14 protein-coding genes and 1 riboswitch are annotated in these 13,761 nt (G+C 70.7%); of the genes, 12 read left to right on the top strand and 2 right to left on the bottom strand.

From position 1 onward, the window contains the following. The first annotated feature begins 435 nt into the window (after window positions 1-435). A riboswitch (FMN riboswitch) is annotated at window positions 436-566 on the top strand. A gap of 144 nt (window positions 567-710) precedes the next feature. The 9 genes from ACFWWR_RS22395 to ACFWWR_RS22355 all read left to right on the top strand — a co-directional run bounded on the left by ACFWWR_RS22395 (window position 711) and on the right by ACFWWR_RS22355 (window position 8,093). Further along, entirely contained in the window at window positions 711-1,313 is a 603-nt protein-coding gene (locus ACFWWR_RS22395) for a riboflavin synthase (protein WP_383865826.1), read from the top strand. Continuing rightward, window positions 1,310-1,960 (top strand): nicotinamide riboside transporter PnuC, encoded by a 651-nt coding sequence (locus ACFWWR_RS22390; RefSeq protein WP_383865828.1) that lies wholly within the window; start codon window positions 1,310-1,312, stop codon window positions 1,958-1,960. The genes ACFWWR_RS22395 and ACFWWR_RS22390 overlap by 4 nt, the downstream gene beginning before the upstream one ends. Next, a complete protein-coding gene (locus ACFWWR_RS22385) occupies window positions 1,957-3,246 on the top strand; it encodes a bifunctional 3,4-dihydroxy-2-butanone-4-phosphate synthase/GTP cyclohydrolase II (RefSeq protein WP_384304930.1) in 1,290 nt (429 codons plus the stop codon). Before ACFWWR_RS22390 ends, ACFWWR_RS22385 begins: the two co-directional genes overlap by 4 nt. 28 nt (window positions 3,247-3,274) lie before the next feature. Continuing rightward, window positions 3,275-3,760, top strand: coding sequence for a 6,7-dimethyl-8-ribityllumazine synthase (ribH, locus tag ACFWWR_RS22380; protein WP_383865832.1), 486 nt, complete (start codon window positions 3,275-3,277; stop codon window positions 3,758-3,760). 34 nt (window positions 3,761-3,794) lie between these two features. Further along, window positions 3,795-4,067: a phosphoribosyl-ATP diphosphatase gene (locus tag ACFWWR_RS22375; RefSeq protein ID WP_383865834.1), complete on the top strand. Its 273-nt coding sequence runs from the start codon at window positions 3,795-3,797 to the stop codon at window positions 4,065-4,067. 53 nt (window positions 4,068-4,120) lie between these two features. Next, window positions 4,121-4,978: an ATP phosphoribosyltransferase gene (gene hisG / locus ACFWWR_RS22370; RefSeq protein ID WP_383865836.1), complete on the top strand. Its 858-nt coding sequence runs from the start codon at window positions 4,121-4,123 to the stop codon at window positions 4,976-4,978. 14 nt (window positions 4,979-4,992) lie between these two features. After that, window positions 4,993-5,448: a PH domain-containing protein gene (locus ACFWWR_RS22365; protein WP_384304928.1), complete on the top strand. Its 456-nt coding sequence runs from the start codon at window positions 4,993-4,995 to the stop codon at window positions 5,446-5,448. 234 nt (window positions 5,449-5,682) lie between these two features. Continuing rightward, entirely contained in the window at window positions 5,683-7,011 is a 1,329-nt protein-coding gene (locus ACFWWR_RS22360) for a hemolysin family protein (RefSeq protein ID WP_383865840.1), read from the top strand. After that, a complete protein-coding gene (locus ACFWWR_RS22355; protein ID WP_383865842.1) occupies window positions 7,008-8,093 on the top strand; it encodes a hemolysin family protein in 1,086 nt (361 codons plus the stop codon). The genes ACFWWR_RS22360 and ACFWWR_RS22355 overlap by 4 nt, the downstream gene beginning before the upstream one ends. A gap of 157 nt (window positions 8,094-8,250) precedes the next feature. Here the strand turns inward: ACFWWR_RS22355 and ACFWWR_RS22350 are convergent, their stop codons facing one another. Both ACFWWR_RS22350 and ACFWWR_RS22345 read right to left on the bottom strand, forming a co-directional pair. After that, entirely contained in the window at window positions 8,251-10,116 is a 1,866-nt protein-coding gene (locus ACFWWR_RS22350) for an AAA family ATPase (RefSeq protein WP_383865844.1), read from the bottom strand. Between the two features lie 432 nt (window positions 10,117-10,548). Continuing rightward, window positions 10,549-11,190 (bottom strand): uridine kinase, encoded by a 642-nt coding sequence (locus ACFWWR_RS22345; RefSeq protein WP_384304975.1) that lies wholly within the window; start codon window positions 11,188-11,190, stop codon window positions 10,549-10,551. 189 nt (window positions 11,191-11,379) lie between these two features. On the opposite strand from ACFWWR_RS22345, the gene ACFWWR_RS22340 reads away from it, so the two are divergent. The 3 genes from ACFWWR_RS22340 to ACFWWR_RS22330 all read left to right on the top strand — a co-directional run bounded on the left by ACFWWR_RS22340 (window position 11,380) and on the right by ACFWWR_RS22330 (window position 13,750). Next, on the top strand, window positions 11,380-12,741 hold the full coding sequence (locus tag ACFWWR_RS22340; RefSeq protein ID WP_383865846.1) for a peptidase C39 family protein: 1,362 nt from the start codon (window positions 11,380-11,382) through the stop codon (window positions 12,739-12,741). A 142-nt stretch (window positions 12,742-12,883) separates the two neighbouring features. After that, window positions 12,884-13,024: an SCO1431 family membrane protein gene (locus ACFWWR_RS22335; protein WP_383865848.1), complete on the top strand. Its 141-nt coding sequence runs from the start codon at window positions 12,884-12,886 to the stop codon at window positions 13,022-13,024. A gap of 63 nt (window positions 13,025-13,087) precedes the next feature. Beyond that, window positions 13,088-13,750, top strand: a complete 663-nt coding sequence (locus tag ACFWWR_RS22330) for a TetR/AcrR family transcriptional regulator (RefSeq protein WP_383865850.1) — start codon at window positions 13,088-13,090, stop codon at window positions 13,748-13,750. Window positions 13,751-13,761: the final 11 nt, after the last annotated feature.

Genomic DNA, 13,761 nt, shown 5'->3' with positions numbered 1-13,761 from the left:
CCGGCTCCGGCAGCCAGGCCCCGACGTACCGCCGCTCACGCCGGACGGGCCGAGGTGAGCCGGTTGAGGCAAAGATCGGTGACGTGGGCGGGGGGCGGTGACGCTCGAACTCGTCGGCGGGCGCGCTCGTCAAGCTTCAGCCTGCCAGAACGGCCCCGCCGGAGCGCGGGAGGCCCGGCGGCGGGCAAGGGCCGTCGTCACCGCCGCCGGGCCCGTCTGTACGGGTGTCCACGCAAGGTGACCCTAAAAAGGACTAGACCATTGCGTCAAGGTGTCGGGGGCCCCAAGGTCAAAGAGTCAAGGCCCGGAACGTGCGAGGGGATTGAGGCGTCATGGCCGGCCCGGGAAGTCCATCGACACACTCTGTGAGCCACCCCACACGGTTCGCCCGTATGGACGTCGATCAGGCGTGGCACACTGGCTCTGTACCAGAAGCAGCGCACTCCGGGGTCGGTGAAAGTCCGAACCGGCGGTTACAGTCCGCGACCCGGTCGCTTCCAGCGGCCGGTTGACCAGGTGAAATTCCTGGACCGACGGTTAAAGTCCGGATGGGAGGCAGTGCGCGGCGGGCGGGCATTCGTGCGCGCCGCCGAACCGGTTCGTCCTTCGGGCGAGCCCTGTCCGGCGTCGCCCCCGGTGTTCCGCTCGTACATTCTGTCGTCATCGACAGCCCCGGAGTCCGTGCCCGAAGAGGCAGGAGGACCCGGGAAGTGTTCACCGGAATCGTCGAAGAGCTGGGTGAGGTCACCGCCGTCGAGAACCTCGGCGACGCCTCCCGCTTCCGGCTGCGGGGCCCCGTCGTCACCGAGGGTGCGAAGCACGGCGACTCCATCGCCGTCAACGGCGTCTGTCTGACCGTCGTCGAGCACGAGGGCGACTGGTTCACGGCCGATGTGATGGCCGAGACCCTGAACCGCTCCAGCCTCGGTGCCCTCGCCGTCGGCTCCCGCGTCAACCTCGAACGCCCCATGGCCCTCGGCGCCCGTCTCGGCGGCCACATCGTGCAGGGTCACGTCGACGGAACCGGCCAGGTGCTGGAGCGCAAGCCGTCCGAGCACTGGGAGATCGTGAAGGTCTCCCTCCCCGCGGACCTCACGCGCTACGTCGTCGAGAAGGGCTCCATCACCGTCGACGGCATCAGCCTCACCGTCGTCGACGCCGGCCCCGACTACTTCACGGTGAGCCTCATCCCCACCACCCTCGACCTGACCACGCTCGGCCGCAAGCAGCCCGGCGACCCGGTCAACCTCGAGGTCGACGTCATCGCCAAGTACGTCGAGCGGCTGATGGGCAGTCAGGGGGCCACGCAGTGAACTGGCTGAACACCGAGGCGTTCGTCCTCTTCGACCAGCACATCCTGTGGTCGGACATGGTCGGCAACATCCTCGGCCTGGTCGCCCTCGCCCTCGGCTGGCGCCGCTCCATATGGAGCTGGCCCGTCCAGTTCCTGTCCGGCCTCGTCCTCTTCGGGGCCTTCTTCGGCCACCTGACGGGCAGCGCGGGCAAGCAGGCCGTCGTCATGGTCGTCGCCGCGTACGGCTGGTGGCAGTGGAACCGCCTCAAGGGCCGGGCCGAAGACGGTGGCGACGGCCAGATCACCCCGCGGTTCGCCAGCTGGCGCGAGCGCGGGGCGATGGTCGGCGCCGCCGCCGTCGGCACCGTCGCGGTGGCCCTCCTCTTCAAGGCCTACCCCACCCTGTCCTGGGACCCCTGGCCGGACGCCTACATCTTCGTCGGCACCGTCGTCGCCATGTACGCGCAGGCCCGCGGCATGGTCGAGTTCTGGTTCGCCTGGCTGCTGGTCGACCTGGTCGGCGTCCCGCTGAACTTCGCCAACGGCTACGCCTTCTCCGGCTTCGTCTACGTCATCTACGGCGCGCTCGTCCTGTGGGGCATGCGCGACTGGTGGCTGCGCTCCCGCAAGGGCCCGCAGCCCGCCCTGGAAGGAGCGCCGGCATGAGCGCGGCACCGATCCTGTACAGCACCGACGGTTTCGAGGACTTCGCGCTCGACCCGATCGAGCAGGCCATCGCGGACATCGCGGCCGGCCGCCCGATCGTGGTCGTGGACGACGAGGACCGGGAGAACGAGGGCGACCTCGTCATCGCCGCAGAGAAGGCGACCCCCGAGATCGTCGCCTTCATGATGAGCGAGTGCCGCGGCCTGATCTGCGCCCCCATGGAGGGCGACGAACTGGAGCGGCTCCGGCTCCCGCAGATGGTCGACGACAACACCGAGTCGATGAAAACCGCTTTCACCGTCTCCGTGGACGCCTCCGCCGCCCACGGTGTGAGCACCGGCATCTCGGCCTCCGACCGTGCGACCACGCTTCAGCTGCTCGCGAGCGGTACGGCGGAGCCCACGGACCTCGTCCGCCCCGGCCACGTCTTCCCGCTCCGCGCCAAGCCCGGCGGCGTGCTCGTCCGCAACGGCCACACCGAGGCCGCCGTCGACCTCGCCCGCCTCGCGGGTCTGCGTCCGGCCGGCGCGATCGTCGAGATCGCCGGCGAGGACGGCCGCATGCTGCGCCTGCCCGAGCTGATCCCCTTCGCCCGCAAGCACGGCCTGACGATCATCTCCATCGAGGACCTGATCGCCTACCGCCGCAGCTCCGAACCCACCGTCCGCCGCGAGGCCGAGACCCGACTCCCCACCGTCCACGGCACCTTCACCGCGTACGGCTACCGCTCCACCGTCGACGGCGTCGAACACGTCGCCCTCGTCCACGGCGAGATCGGCGACGGCGAGGACGTCCTCGTCCGCGTCCACTCCGAGTGCCTCACCGGCGATATCTTCGGCTCCGCGCGCTGCGACTGCGGCCCCCAGCTGGACGCCTCCCTCGAGCGCATCCAGACCGAGGGCAGGGGAGTGGTGGTCTACCTGCGCGGCCACGAAGGCCGCGGCATCGGCCTGCTGTCCAAGCTGCGCGCGTACGAGCTCCAGGAGCAGGGCCACGACACCCTCGACGCCAACCTGGAGCTCGGTCTGCCCGCCGACGCCCGGGACTACGGCGCCGGCGCGCAGATCCTTCAGGACCTCGGCGTCCGCACCCTGCGCCTGATGACGAACAACCCCGACAAGACCGACGCGCTCGTCCGCCACGGCCTCAAGGTCACCGGCCGCGAGCCGATGCCGGTACAGGCGGGCGAACACAACCTCCGCTACCTGCGCACCAAGCGGGACCGGATGGGGCACGACCTGCCCTGGCTGGACACGACCCCCGTGTCCACCTGCGGCAACCAGTAAGCAGAAACCACGAGGAGACGCGAAACACGTGAGCGGCAAGGGTGCACCGGAACTGTCGGTACGCAACGTCGGAGACCTGCGGGTCGCCGTCATCGCGGCACAGTGGCACGAAAAGGTGATGGACGGCCTGGTGGACGGCGCCCTGCGGGCCCTGCACGACCTGGGGATCGACGAGCCGACCCTACTCCGGGTCCCCGGCAGCTGGGAGCTCCCGGTCGTCGCCAAGGTCCTCGCGGGCCGCGGCTACGACGCGATCGTCGCCCTCGGCGTCGTCATCCGCGGTGGCACCCCCCACTTCGAGTTCGTGTGCCAGGGCGTCACCCAGGGCCTCACCCAGGTCTCCGTCGACACCGGTGTCCCCGTCGGCTTCGGCGTCCTCACCTGCGACACCGAGGAGCAGGCCCTGGACCGGGCCGGCATCGAGGGCTCCAGCGAGGACAAGGGGCACGAGGCGGTGACGGCGGCGGTGGCCACGGCGGCCACCCTCCGCTCAGTATCCGAACCGTGGCGCTAGGGCGGGCGGCACTACGCGTAAAGTGGGCGCCACCATGTCCAATAAGACGTTCGAGGAGCTCTTCAACGAGCTCCAGCACAAGGCCGCAAACGGCGACCCCGCCACCTCCCGCACCGCGGAGCTGGTCGGCAAGGGTGTCCATGCCATCGGCAAGAAGGTCGTCGAGGAGGCCGCCGAAGTCTGGATGGCCGCCGAGTACGAGGGCAAGGAGGCGGCTGCCGAGGAGATCTCGCAGCTGCTGTACCACGTCCAGGTGATGATGGTCGCCCGCGGCATCTCCCTGGACGACGTCTACGCCCATCTCTGAGCCGCACCACCCACCCGCACACCACCCACGCACGAACGAAGGAAGCCGACCTCATGCTGCGCATCGCCGTCCCCAACAAGGGTTCCCTGTCAGGACCTGCGGCGGAGATGCTGCATGAGGCCGGATACCAGCAGCGCCGAGAGTCCAAGGAACTGCGGATCGTCGACCCGGAGAACGAGGTCGAGTTCTTCTACCTCCGCCCCCGCGACATCGCGATCTACGTCTCCTCCGGCAAGCTCGACATCGGCATCACCGGCCGCGACCTGCTGATCGACTCCGGCGCCCACGCCGAGGAGATCCTCCCCCTCGGCTTCGCCCGCTCCACCTTCCGCTACGCCACCAAGCCGGGCACGGCGAGCGGCGTGAAGGACCTGAACGGCATGACGGTCGCCACCTCCTACGAGGGGATCGTCGCCAAGCACCTCGCCGACCACGGCATCGACGCCTCCGTCGTCCACCTCGACGGCGCCGTCGAGACGGCCATAGAGCTGGGCGTCGCCGAGGTCATCGCGGACGTCGTCGAGACCGGCACCTCGCTGCGCAACGCGGGCCTGGAGGTCATCGGCGAGCCGATCATGAAGTCCGAGGCCGTCGTCATCCGCCGTACCGGCGCGGAGGCCGACGAGACGGTCGAGCCGAAGGTGCAGCAGTTCCTGCGCCGCCTCCAGGGCGTCCTCGTGGCCCGGACGTACGTGATGATGGACTACGACTGCCGCGTCGAGCAGCTCGAGAAGGCCGTCGCGCTGACGCCGGGCCTGGAGTCCCCGACGGTCTCCCCCCTGCACAACGAGGGCTGGGTCGCCGTCCGTGCGATGGTCCCCTCCAAGGAAGCCCAGCGGATCATGGACGACCTGTACGACATCGGCGCCCGGGCCATCCTGACCACGGCCATCCACGCCTGCCGTCTCTGAGAGGCGCAGTCAGAATGTCCGAACTGCCCGCTCTCCCCATCACGTTCCGGCCAGGGCGCACCCGTGCCGTGCTGCTGACAGCCGGCCTCGCGATCTTCGTGGTGATCACGACGGTCGCCATACTGCTGGAGCAGCTCAGTTCCGGCGAGCGCCTCAGCTTCGTCTTCACCGGCGCGCTCCTGTTCGGCGTGCTGCTCCTGCTGGCGCGGCCGAAGGTCGTCGCCGACGAGTCCGGCGTCACCGTCGTCAACATCGCCAGTAAGCGCCGCCTGGACTGGGCCGAGATCATCCAGGTGAACCTCCGGCCCGGCGACCCCTGGGTCTTCCTCAACCTCAGCGACGGCACCAGCCTGCCCGCGCTCGGCATCCAGCCGGGCATCGCCAAGCAGCGTGCCATCGCCGACGCGCGCACCCTGCGGGCGCTCGCCGAGGCCCGCTCCGCAGCCCGCCCCGAGGAAGATCAGGGCTGACTCGGAGCCGTCCACCCTGCCGCACATGCCCATGTCTTGATTAATCTGTTGGCGGAGGCGTTTTTCGCTGCGCCTCCGCCCCTGCGCGCCGCCCGGCGTACAGGGGTTCCTGCTACGCGAGGAGTGACCCTCTCCGGCGATGGACGGATCGTCCTGTAGTACCTGCGCCGCCCCCTGCCGACATACCGCGGCCTGTGACCTCACAGACCGCGCGTACGCGGAGGCGGCGGCATCATGACCACCCCCCTGCTGCTCCTCGGAGCCGCGTTCCTGCTGATTCTCGCCAACGGATTCTTCGTCGCGGCCGAGTTCGGCCTGGTGACGGTCGAGGCCACGGACGCCGAGAAGGCCGCAGCCGAAGGAGACCGACGGGCCCGTACGGTCGTCGAGTCCCTCAAGGAGCTGTCCTTCCAGCTCTCCGGCACCCAGCTCGGCATCACCATCACCTCGCTCGTCGTCGGCATGCTCGCCGAGCCGGCGCTCGCGGAGCTGCTGAACGGCCCCATCACCGCGACCGGCGTCCCCGAGGGCGCCGTCTCCGGTGTCGCCGTGGTCGTCGGCATGCTGCTGGCCTCGGCCGTGCAGATGGTGATCGGCGAACTGGTGCCCAAGAACTGGGCGGTGTCCAAGCCGTTGCAGGTCGCGCGCTTCGTCGCCGGCCCGCAGCACGCCTTCGCCCGCCTGTTCCACCCGGTGATCGCCGCCCTGAACGCGGTCGCCAACCGCCTGGTCCGCGCGATGGGCGTCGAGCCCGCCGAGGAGCTGGCCTCCGCCCGCACCCCCGGCGAACTCGTCTCCCTGGCCCGGCACTCCGCGCGGGCCGGTGCCCTGGAGCAGGACACCGCGGACCTCTTCGTACGGACACTGTCGCTGGCCGAACTGACCGCGCAGCACGTGATGACCCCGCGAGTGAAGGTCAGCGCCCTGCAGTCGTCGGCCACCGCCGAGGACGTGGTCAACCTGACCCGCGCCACCGGCCTGTCCCGCTTCCCCGTCTACCGCGAGAAGATCGACGAGATCGTCGGCATGGCGCACCTCAAGGACGCCCTGGCCGTCCCCGTGTCCGACCGGTTGCGCACCCCGGTGGGGCACATCGCCCGGCCGGCCCTGCTCGTGCCCGAGACCCTGCCCGTGCAGCCCCTGCTCGCACAGCTGCGCAACGAACAGCCCATAGCCGTCGTCGTCGACGAGTACGGCGGCACGGCCGGCGTCGTCACGCTGGAGGACATCGTCGAGGAGATCGTCGGCGAGGTCCGCGACGAGCACGACGGTCAGGACCTGCCGGAACTCGCCGCCGCCCCGCCTGAGGACGGCAGGCCCGCCTGGGAGGCCGACGGCAGCTGCCGCGTCGACATCCTCCAGCGCATCGGCCTGGATGTGCCCGAGGGGCCGTACGAGACCGTCGCCGGCCTCGTCGCCGACCTGCTCGGCCGCATCCCGGCCGTCGGCGACAAGACCGAACTGCCCGGCTGGCGCCTGTCCGTGCGCCAGGTCGGGCACTACCGCGCCGAGCGGGTCCGCCTGGTGCGGACGGCGCCCGCCGTGCTGGAGGCCGTCCGATGACCGTGCTCCAACTCCTGTTCGCCGCGTTGCTCGTGCTCGCCAACGGCTTCTTCGTCGGCGCCGAGTTCGCGCTCGTCTCCGTGCGCCGCAGCCAGATCGAACCGCTCGGCACCACCCGGGCCCGCCAGGTGCTGTACGGGCTGGAGCGGCTGCCGCAGATGATGGCGGCCGCCCAGTTCGGCATCACCGTCTGCTCGCTGACGCTGGGCGCGGTCGCCGAACCGACGGTCGCGCGCCTGCTGGAGCCCCTCTTCGAGTGGGTCCACCTGCCGCACGGCATGATCCACCCGCTCGGCTACGTCATCGCGCTCGCCGCGGTCGTCTTCTTCCACCTCGTCATCGGCGAGATGGTCCCGAAGAACCTCGCGATGGCGGCTCCGGAGAAGGCCGCGCTGTGGCTCAGCCCCGGCCTGGTCACCTTCGCCCGCCTCTGCAGGCCGATCACCGTGGCCCTCGGCGCCTGCGCCGGGGGCATCCTGCGGCTCTTCGGCGTCGAGCCCAAGGACGAGATCGAGGCCGTCTTCACCAGCGAACAGCTCAACCGGCTGGTGGAGGACTCCGGACAGGCCGGCCTGCTCGACCCGGAGGAGCAGGAGCGCCTGGAGGACGCCCTGGAGCTGGGCTCCCGCCCGGTCACGGACGTGCTCCTGACGCGCGAGTCGCTGGTGACGGTCAGCCCCTCGGTCACCCCGGGCCAGATCGTCGAACTCACCGGGCACACCGGCTACTCCCGCTTCCCGGTGGCGGCGGAGACCGGCGCCTTCATGGGCTACCTGCACGTGAAGGACGTACTCGACCTGGAGGACTCCCAGCGGGCGGTGCCGCAGCAGGTGTGGCGGCCGATGACCACGCTCAGGTCCGAACTGCCGCTCGACGACGCGCTCACGGTCATGCGCCGGGCCGCGACGCACCTCGCCCAGGTGGCGGACGCGTCCGGCAAGGTGCTGGGGCTCGTCGCGCTGGAGGACGTACTGGAGCTGCTGGTCGGCGAGGTACGGGACCCGGCGCACCGGGAGGTGCCGGAGGTACGGGTCGCGGAGCCCCGCGCGAGCGGCGAGCCGGAGGAGGCACTGGCGAGCTGAGGCGGGCCGCCGCTGCGGGCAGTCGTGCCGCGGGGGCGATGGGGGCCCCGCTCGAGCGAAGCCGAGAGTGGGAGAGGGTGGGCGCAGCGGCACCCCGTCGGCGCGGGGCTGCGCGGTCCACCCCGCCCGCACCGGCACCGGACACCCGCTCAGTCCGTCACATGGGCGACGGATCCTGCGGCCCCCGCCCCGACAGCACCTCTCCGTACGCCTGCATCAGATCCGGCAGCCGCAGCGTCGCGAGATCGTCCCGCGTCAGCATCCCGGGATACGTCGACAACCGCAGATCCCGGTACGCGCAGCTCTTCTCGTACAGCGTCCGCAGGAAACGCCCGTTCCCCAGCTCGTCGATCCACCCCTGGTCGACCACGTGCCCCGCGATGGACCGCAGCTCGTCCAGCGCCTCCTCGTCCCACGCGTCACCGTTCTCCGTGGCCAACACCTCGCCGATGGAGGTGAGTTCGAGCGGACGGTAGGACGGGAAGTCGACGCGGGTGGTGAAGCGGGACGACAGCCCGGGGTTGGCGGCCAGCAGGCGGTCCATGCCCTCCGGATAGCCGGCCAGGATCACCACCAGGTGGTCGCGGTTGTCCTCGGCGCGCTTCAGCAGCACCTGGAGCGCCTCGTCGCCGTACGCGTCGCCCTTGCCGTATCCGGAGTTGGACAGCGAGTAGGCCTCGTCGACGAAGAGGACACCGCCGAGCGCGGAGTCGATCAGCTCGTTGGCCTTCACGGCCGTCTGGCCGAGGTACTCGCCGACCAGGTCGGCCCGCTGGGCCTCCACGAGATGGTCGCCGCCGAGGAGTCCGAGGGCGTAGAAGACGCGGCCGAGGATACGGGCCACGGTGGTCTTGCCGGTGCCGGAGGGACCCGAGAAGACGAAGTGCCGCTTGGGCGGCTGCACCGGCAGGCCCTGCCCGGTGCGCAGCCGAGCCATGTTCAACTGTGCGGACAGTGCCTTGACCTGGCGTTTCACCGGTTCCAGGCCCACCATGCGCTCGAGCTCGGCGAGCGCCTCCTCGAGTAACGCGGGATCGGTGGGCCCGGCGGGAAGCAACGGCGACGGTACGGCCTTCTCGCGCACCGTCGGGTCGGTGGCCGACGGCAGCGGACCGGAAGGCGGCAGGAGGTCGGGCTCCGTGAGCCTGAGGTCGCGCCCTTCGGTGCCGAAGAGCGGGTCGAGCCCGTCGGGACCGTCCATCATGTCCTGCCCGGCCCCGGTGAGCGTGATCGCGGCGAGGTCGGTGGAGTCGTCGTACCCGTCGCCCTCGGCGATCGCGGCGAGCCGGGCCGAGGTGTCCATGAAGGCCGGGTCGACGCGGTGCACGGCCCGGTACAGGGGCAGGGCGGCCGCGCTGCGGCCGGTGCCCTCGTGCGCCCGCGCCAGCCAATAGCGCAGTTCCTTGCGCTGGGGCTGCTCGCTGCGACAGCGCATCAGGGCCGCCGACAGGAGCGGTTCGGCCTGTCCGAACATCTCGAGGCGGACCCGGGCCATACCGCCGAACAGTCCCGCCTCGATGCCCAGCATGGGGTCGTTGACCAGCGGGTCGGTGTGGCGGACGAGCTGTTCCCAGTCCTTGACGAGATAGGCGCGGCAGGCGTGCAGGAAGCGGACCTGGTGGTCGGCGTCGACCGGCGGCAGCCCCGCGAGGGCCCGGTCGAGCTCCGGGACGTGCCGGCCGTCCAGCCAGTGCGAGGCGTGGGCGAGGAGCAGGTCGCGCGGGCTCTCCAGCACGGGCTGCACCCACCAGCCCAGCCAGTACCAGGAGTTGAGGGTGCGCCGGTGCCGGGTCCGCTGTTCGCCGAAGCGGTCCCGGTGCCGGAACATCCTCAGCAGCGCGGTTGTCGTGTCCACGCGCAGTGCGTGCAGTCCGAGCCAGCCGTCGGCCATCCCGGGATCGATCCGCACCGCGGTGCGGAACTCCTCCTCCGCCTGCGGATAGGCGCCCATCGTGTAGGCGTCCACCCCTCGCAGCCAGGCGAGGTCGGCCGGGGCCTCGGGGCCCTGCGTGCCGAAGTCCATCACGTCCCCCACAAACCGTGCCCCCGTTTGGTTGGCCGGCGGGCCGGTGCCCGTCGACCGCTTGGTCCAACCGCTGTGCCGCGGACCGGAGTTGCAACGGTGCGCAGAGCAGCCGTCCGTAGGTCGCACCGAGGGCATCGTACCTGCGGTGGTGTCGCCCGCCGTAGGGTGCCGCACTGGCCGTTTGGCGAGGTGGGAGCGGAGGGGCGGACTCCCGCATGGTGACCGAGGGTGAGTGAATCGTGCCTCGGGGCGTCCGAATTGGGGAGAGAGGGCAGAACGAAGCCCCCGATCACGGGGGAACAATCGGGGGCTTCGCGTCTGCGGGCGGCTTCGAATGGCCGCACATTCAGAACGTAAGACCTGTACGGCCCCTCGGTCAAGCCGAGTTGAAGCACTCCGGGAACTTCTCCCGCAAGGCCCTTCACGAGTTCAGCACATTGCGGATGGCCCGTCACCGTACGTGACATCCTGGTCCGCGCCAAGGGTCCCGGCAGGCCCCGGAACCACCTCATATCCCTCCTGGCGCTGCCGTACCAGAAGGTCCGCGAAGGGCCGGGAGGGGTCGTCGGCGAAGTGCCTTTGTTCCGCCCGGACCCACCCGGACCAGAACTCCCGCTGCTCCTCCCCGTCCCGCGACCGCCCGCGCGCCCAGGCCTCCTCGTGCGGCAACTCCATCCACAGCAGGTGCGCAAGATGCGGACGCAGTGCCCGGCGGCCCGCACCGACGCCCTCGACGAGAACCACCGGGGCCGGCGGCAGCGCGCGCGGTGGTCCGAAGCTGCGGGTGTGCCAGTCGTAGGGCGCGTACTGGGCGCGCTCCCCGCGGCCGAGCGGTTCGATCACCTGGGACAGCAGCCGCCCGGTCCAGTCGAACAGCTGCTCGTGGCTGGCGATGTCGTCGAGGCGCAGCACCGGCGCGTCGCCCAGCTCACGGGCCAACCGGCCGGCGAACGTGGACTTCCCGGAGCCGGCGTGTCCGTCGACGCCGATCAGGCGGACCGGGCCGCAGGACGGGGGCAGTCGGCGGAGCCGGGAGGCGAGGTCGCGGATGGCCGTTCCTCGGGGGAGCAGGGAGCAGGGGCGGGGGCAGCTCTTCTCCGTGCAGTCTAAGTCGGCCAGGTCATGCCAGTGGAGGAGACCAATATTGCCGGGCGTGGCATGGCCCGAAGTGCTGGCAGGAGCATGCGGCCTGCTCCATAGTTGGCGCACAACCGTGCATTGGACCTGCCCCGACTCGAACACCTGGGGGTCATTCCGCCCATGAGCAGAGCCGAACAGCCGTCCCGTAGAACCGTCCTGGCCGCCGCGGTCGCCGCCGCCGTGGCCGGCAGCGCGGGCCCGGCGTCCGCCGACACCGCGAGCAGCGCCGTGACCGACACAGCCGTCCGGGCCCGCCCGGTCGACAACCGTTTCTGGACCTCGTACGCCGACTGGCGCGGGGGCGCCGCCAAGGGCACCCGGGCCGTCGCGGGCACCCGCCCCGGGCTCGTGATCGGCACGCCCGCGGGCACCGTCGACTACACAGACCCGCACACCGGCAAGACGGCCGCCTGGGAGTACGCGACCTGGACGTCTCCCGTCCACGACCTCGCCGTCCCCGCCACCGAGGCGATCGCCTCCTGGAACGCGCGCACTCCGGCCGGCACCTGGATCCAGGTCGAACTGAAGGGCACGTACTCCGACGGCACGGACACCCCCTGGTACGTGATGGGCCGCTGGGCGGCCGGCGACCAGGACATCAGGCGGACCTCGGTCGACGACCAGGGCGACGGCAAGAGCAGCATCTGGACGGACACCTTCGCCATCGACGATCCGGCCACGGGCCTGCGTCTGGAGTCGTACCGCCTGCGGCTCACCCTCTACCGCAAGCCCGACGCGAAGGTCACGCCCACGGTCTGGCGGCTCGGCGCGATGGGCTCCGACGTCCCCGACCGCTTCACCGTCGCGGCCTCCGTCCCCGGTCTGGCCCAGGAACTGACCGTGCCGCGCTACTCGCAGGAGATCCACGTCGGCCAGTACCCCGAGTACGACAACGGCGGCGAGGCCTGGTGCAGCCCCACCTCCTCGCAGATGATCATCGAGTACTGGGGTGGCCGGCTCTCCTCCGAGCAGCTGGCCTGGGTCGACCCGGCGTACGCCGACCCGCAGGTCTGCCACGCCGCCCGGTACACCTACGACTACCAGTACGCGGGCTGCGGCAACTGGCCGTTCAACGCCGCCTACGCGGCCACCTTCAAGGGGCTCCAGGGCGTGGTCACCCGGCTCGGCTCCCTCACCGACCTGGAGACGCTGATCGCGGCCGGCATCCCGGCCATAACGTCCCAGTCCTTCCTCAAGGAGGAGCTCACGGGAGCGGGTTACGGCACCTCCGGCCACCTGATGACCGTCATCGGCTTCACCGCGGCCGGCGACGTGATCGCCAACGACCCGGCCTCGCAGACCGACGAGGCCGTACGGCGCGTGTACAAGCGGCGCGAGTGGGAGAACATCTGGCTCCGTACCAAGCGGTACAACGCCGCCGGCAAGGTCGTCTCCGGCACCGGAGGCGTCTGCTACCTGTACTTCCCGGCCCAGCCGACCTCGCGGCAGCGCAAGGCGCTCGCGGCGGTGGGCGTGCGCTGAACCCGGCGTACGAACGGCCCCCGGTGCTACCGCCGGGGGCCGTTCCTGTGTGACCAAGCTCTCTGCCGCAAAAGCCGCTCTCGGTGGCAAGGTGGACAGACCGGGGGGAGTCCACCCGTACGTCCGACCTCAGCGAGAAGCCATGACCGCACACTCAGCCACCGCCGCCCGTGCCCGTACCGGCGGCCCCCGCGAGGACGGCCCGAAGGTCGTCGAGCACCTCATGGGCTGGACCCTCGTCGTGGTGATCGCGATGCTCGTCACCCAGCTCGGCCTGCTGTGACCTGTCACATACCCGACTGACATACTGCGGGTGTCCCGCCGCCCGTTGAGACCAGGGTCGAAATTGAATATCAGTCAACAGCGCGACGCCGCCCGTCCCCGGGCGCGCGGCACCGAGCGCTCGGTCGCACGCCGTGCCGAACTCATCGCCATCGGGCGGAAGTTGTTCGCCGACACGTCGTACGACGCACTCTCGATGGACGACATCGCCCGGCAGGCGCATGTCGCCAAGGGGCTGATCTACTACTACTTCCAGTCCAAGCGCGGCTACTACCTGGCGATCATCCAGGACTCCGTCGCGGACCTGGTCACCTTTGCGGCGAGCGGCCTCGAACTGGAGCCGGTGGACCGGGTCCACCGCACCGTCGACAGCTATCTGCGCTACGCGGAGCACCATCAGGCCGCCTACCGCGCCATCGTCAGCGGCGGTGTCGGCTTCGACGCCGAGGTGCACGCCATCCGGGACGGGGTGCGCGAGGCGATCGTCGCCACCATCGCCGAAGGGGCGTACGGCCGCAGCGACATCGCGCCGGTGCCCCGCATGGGCCTGCTCGCCTGGCTGTGCAGTGTCGAGGGCGCCACCCTGGAGTGGATCGACCGCCCCAAGCTGTCCCGGGACACGATGCGCGAACTGCTGGTGAAGACGCTCGGCGGTTCGATGCGGGCGATCGAGGAGATGGAGCCGGCCTATCCGGCCCCGGAACCGGCCCGCCGCGACGAAGGCTGACGGCCGAGGAG

The organism is Streptomyces sp. NPDC058678, from assembly GCF_042714835.1.
GTDB lineage: Bacteria > Actinomycetota > Actinomycetes > Streptomycetales > Streptomycetaceae > Streptomyces.
The sequence above is the reverse complement of the archived record's forward strand: the minus strand, read 5'-3'. Positions and strand labels throughout refer to the sequence as shown.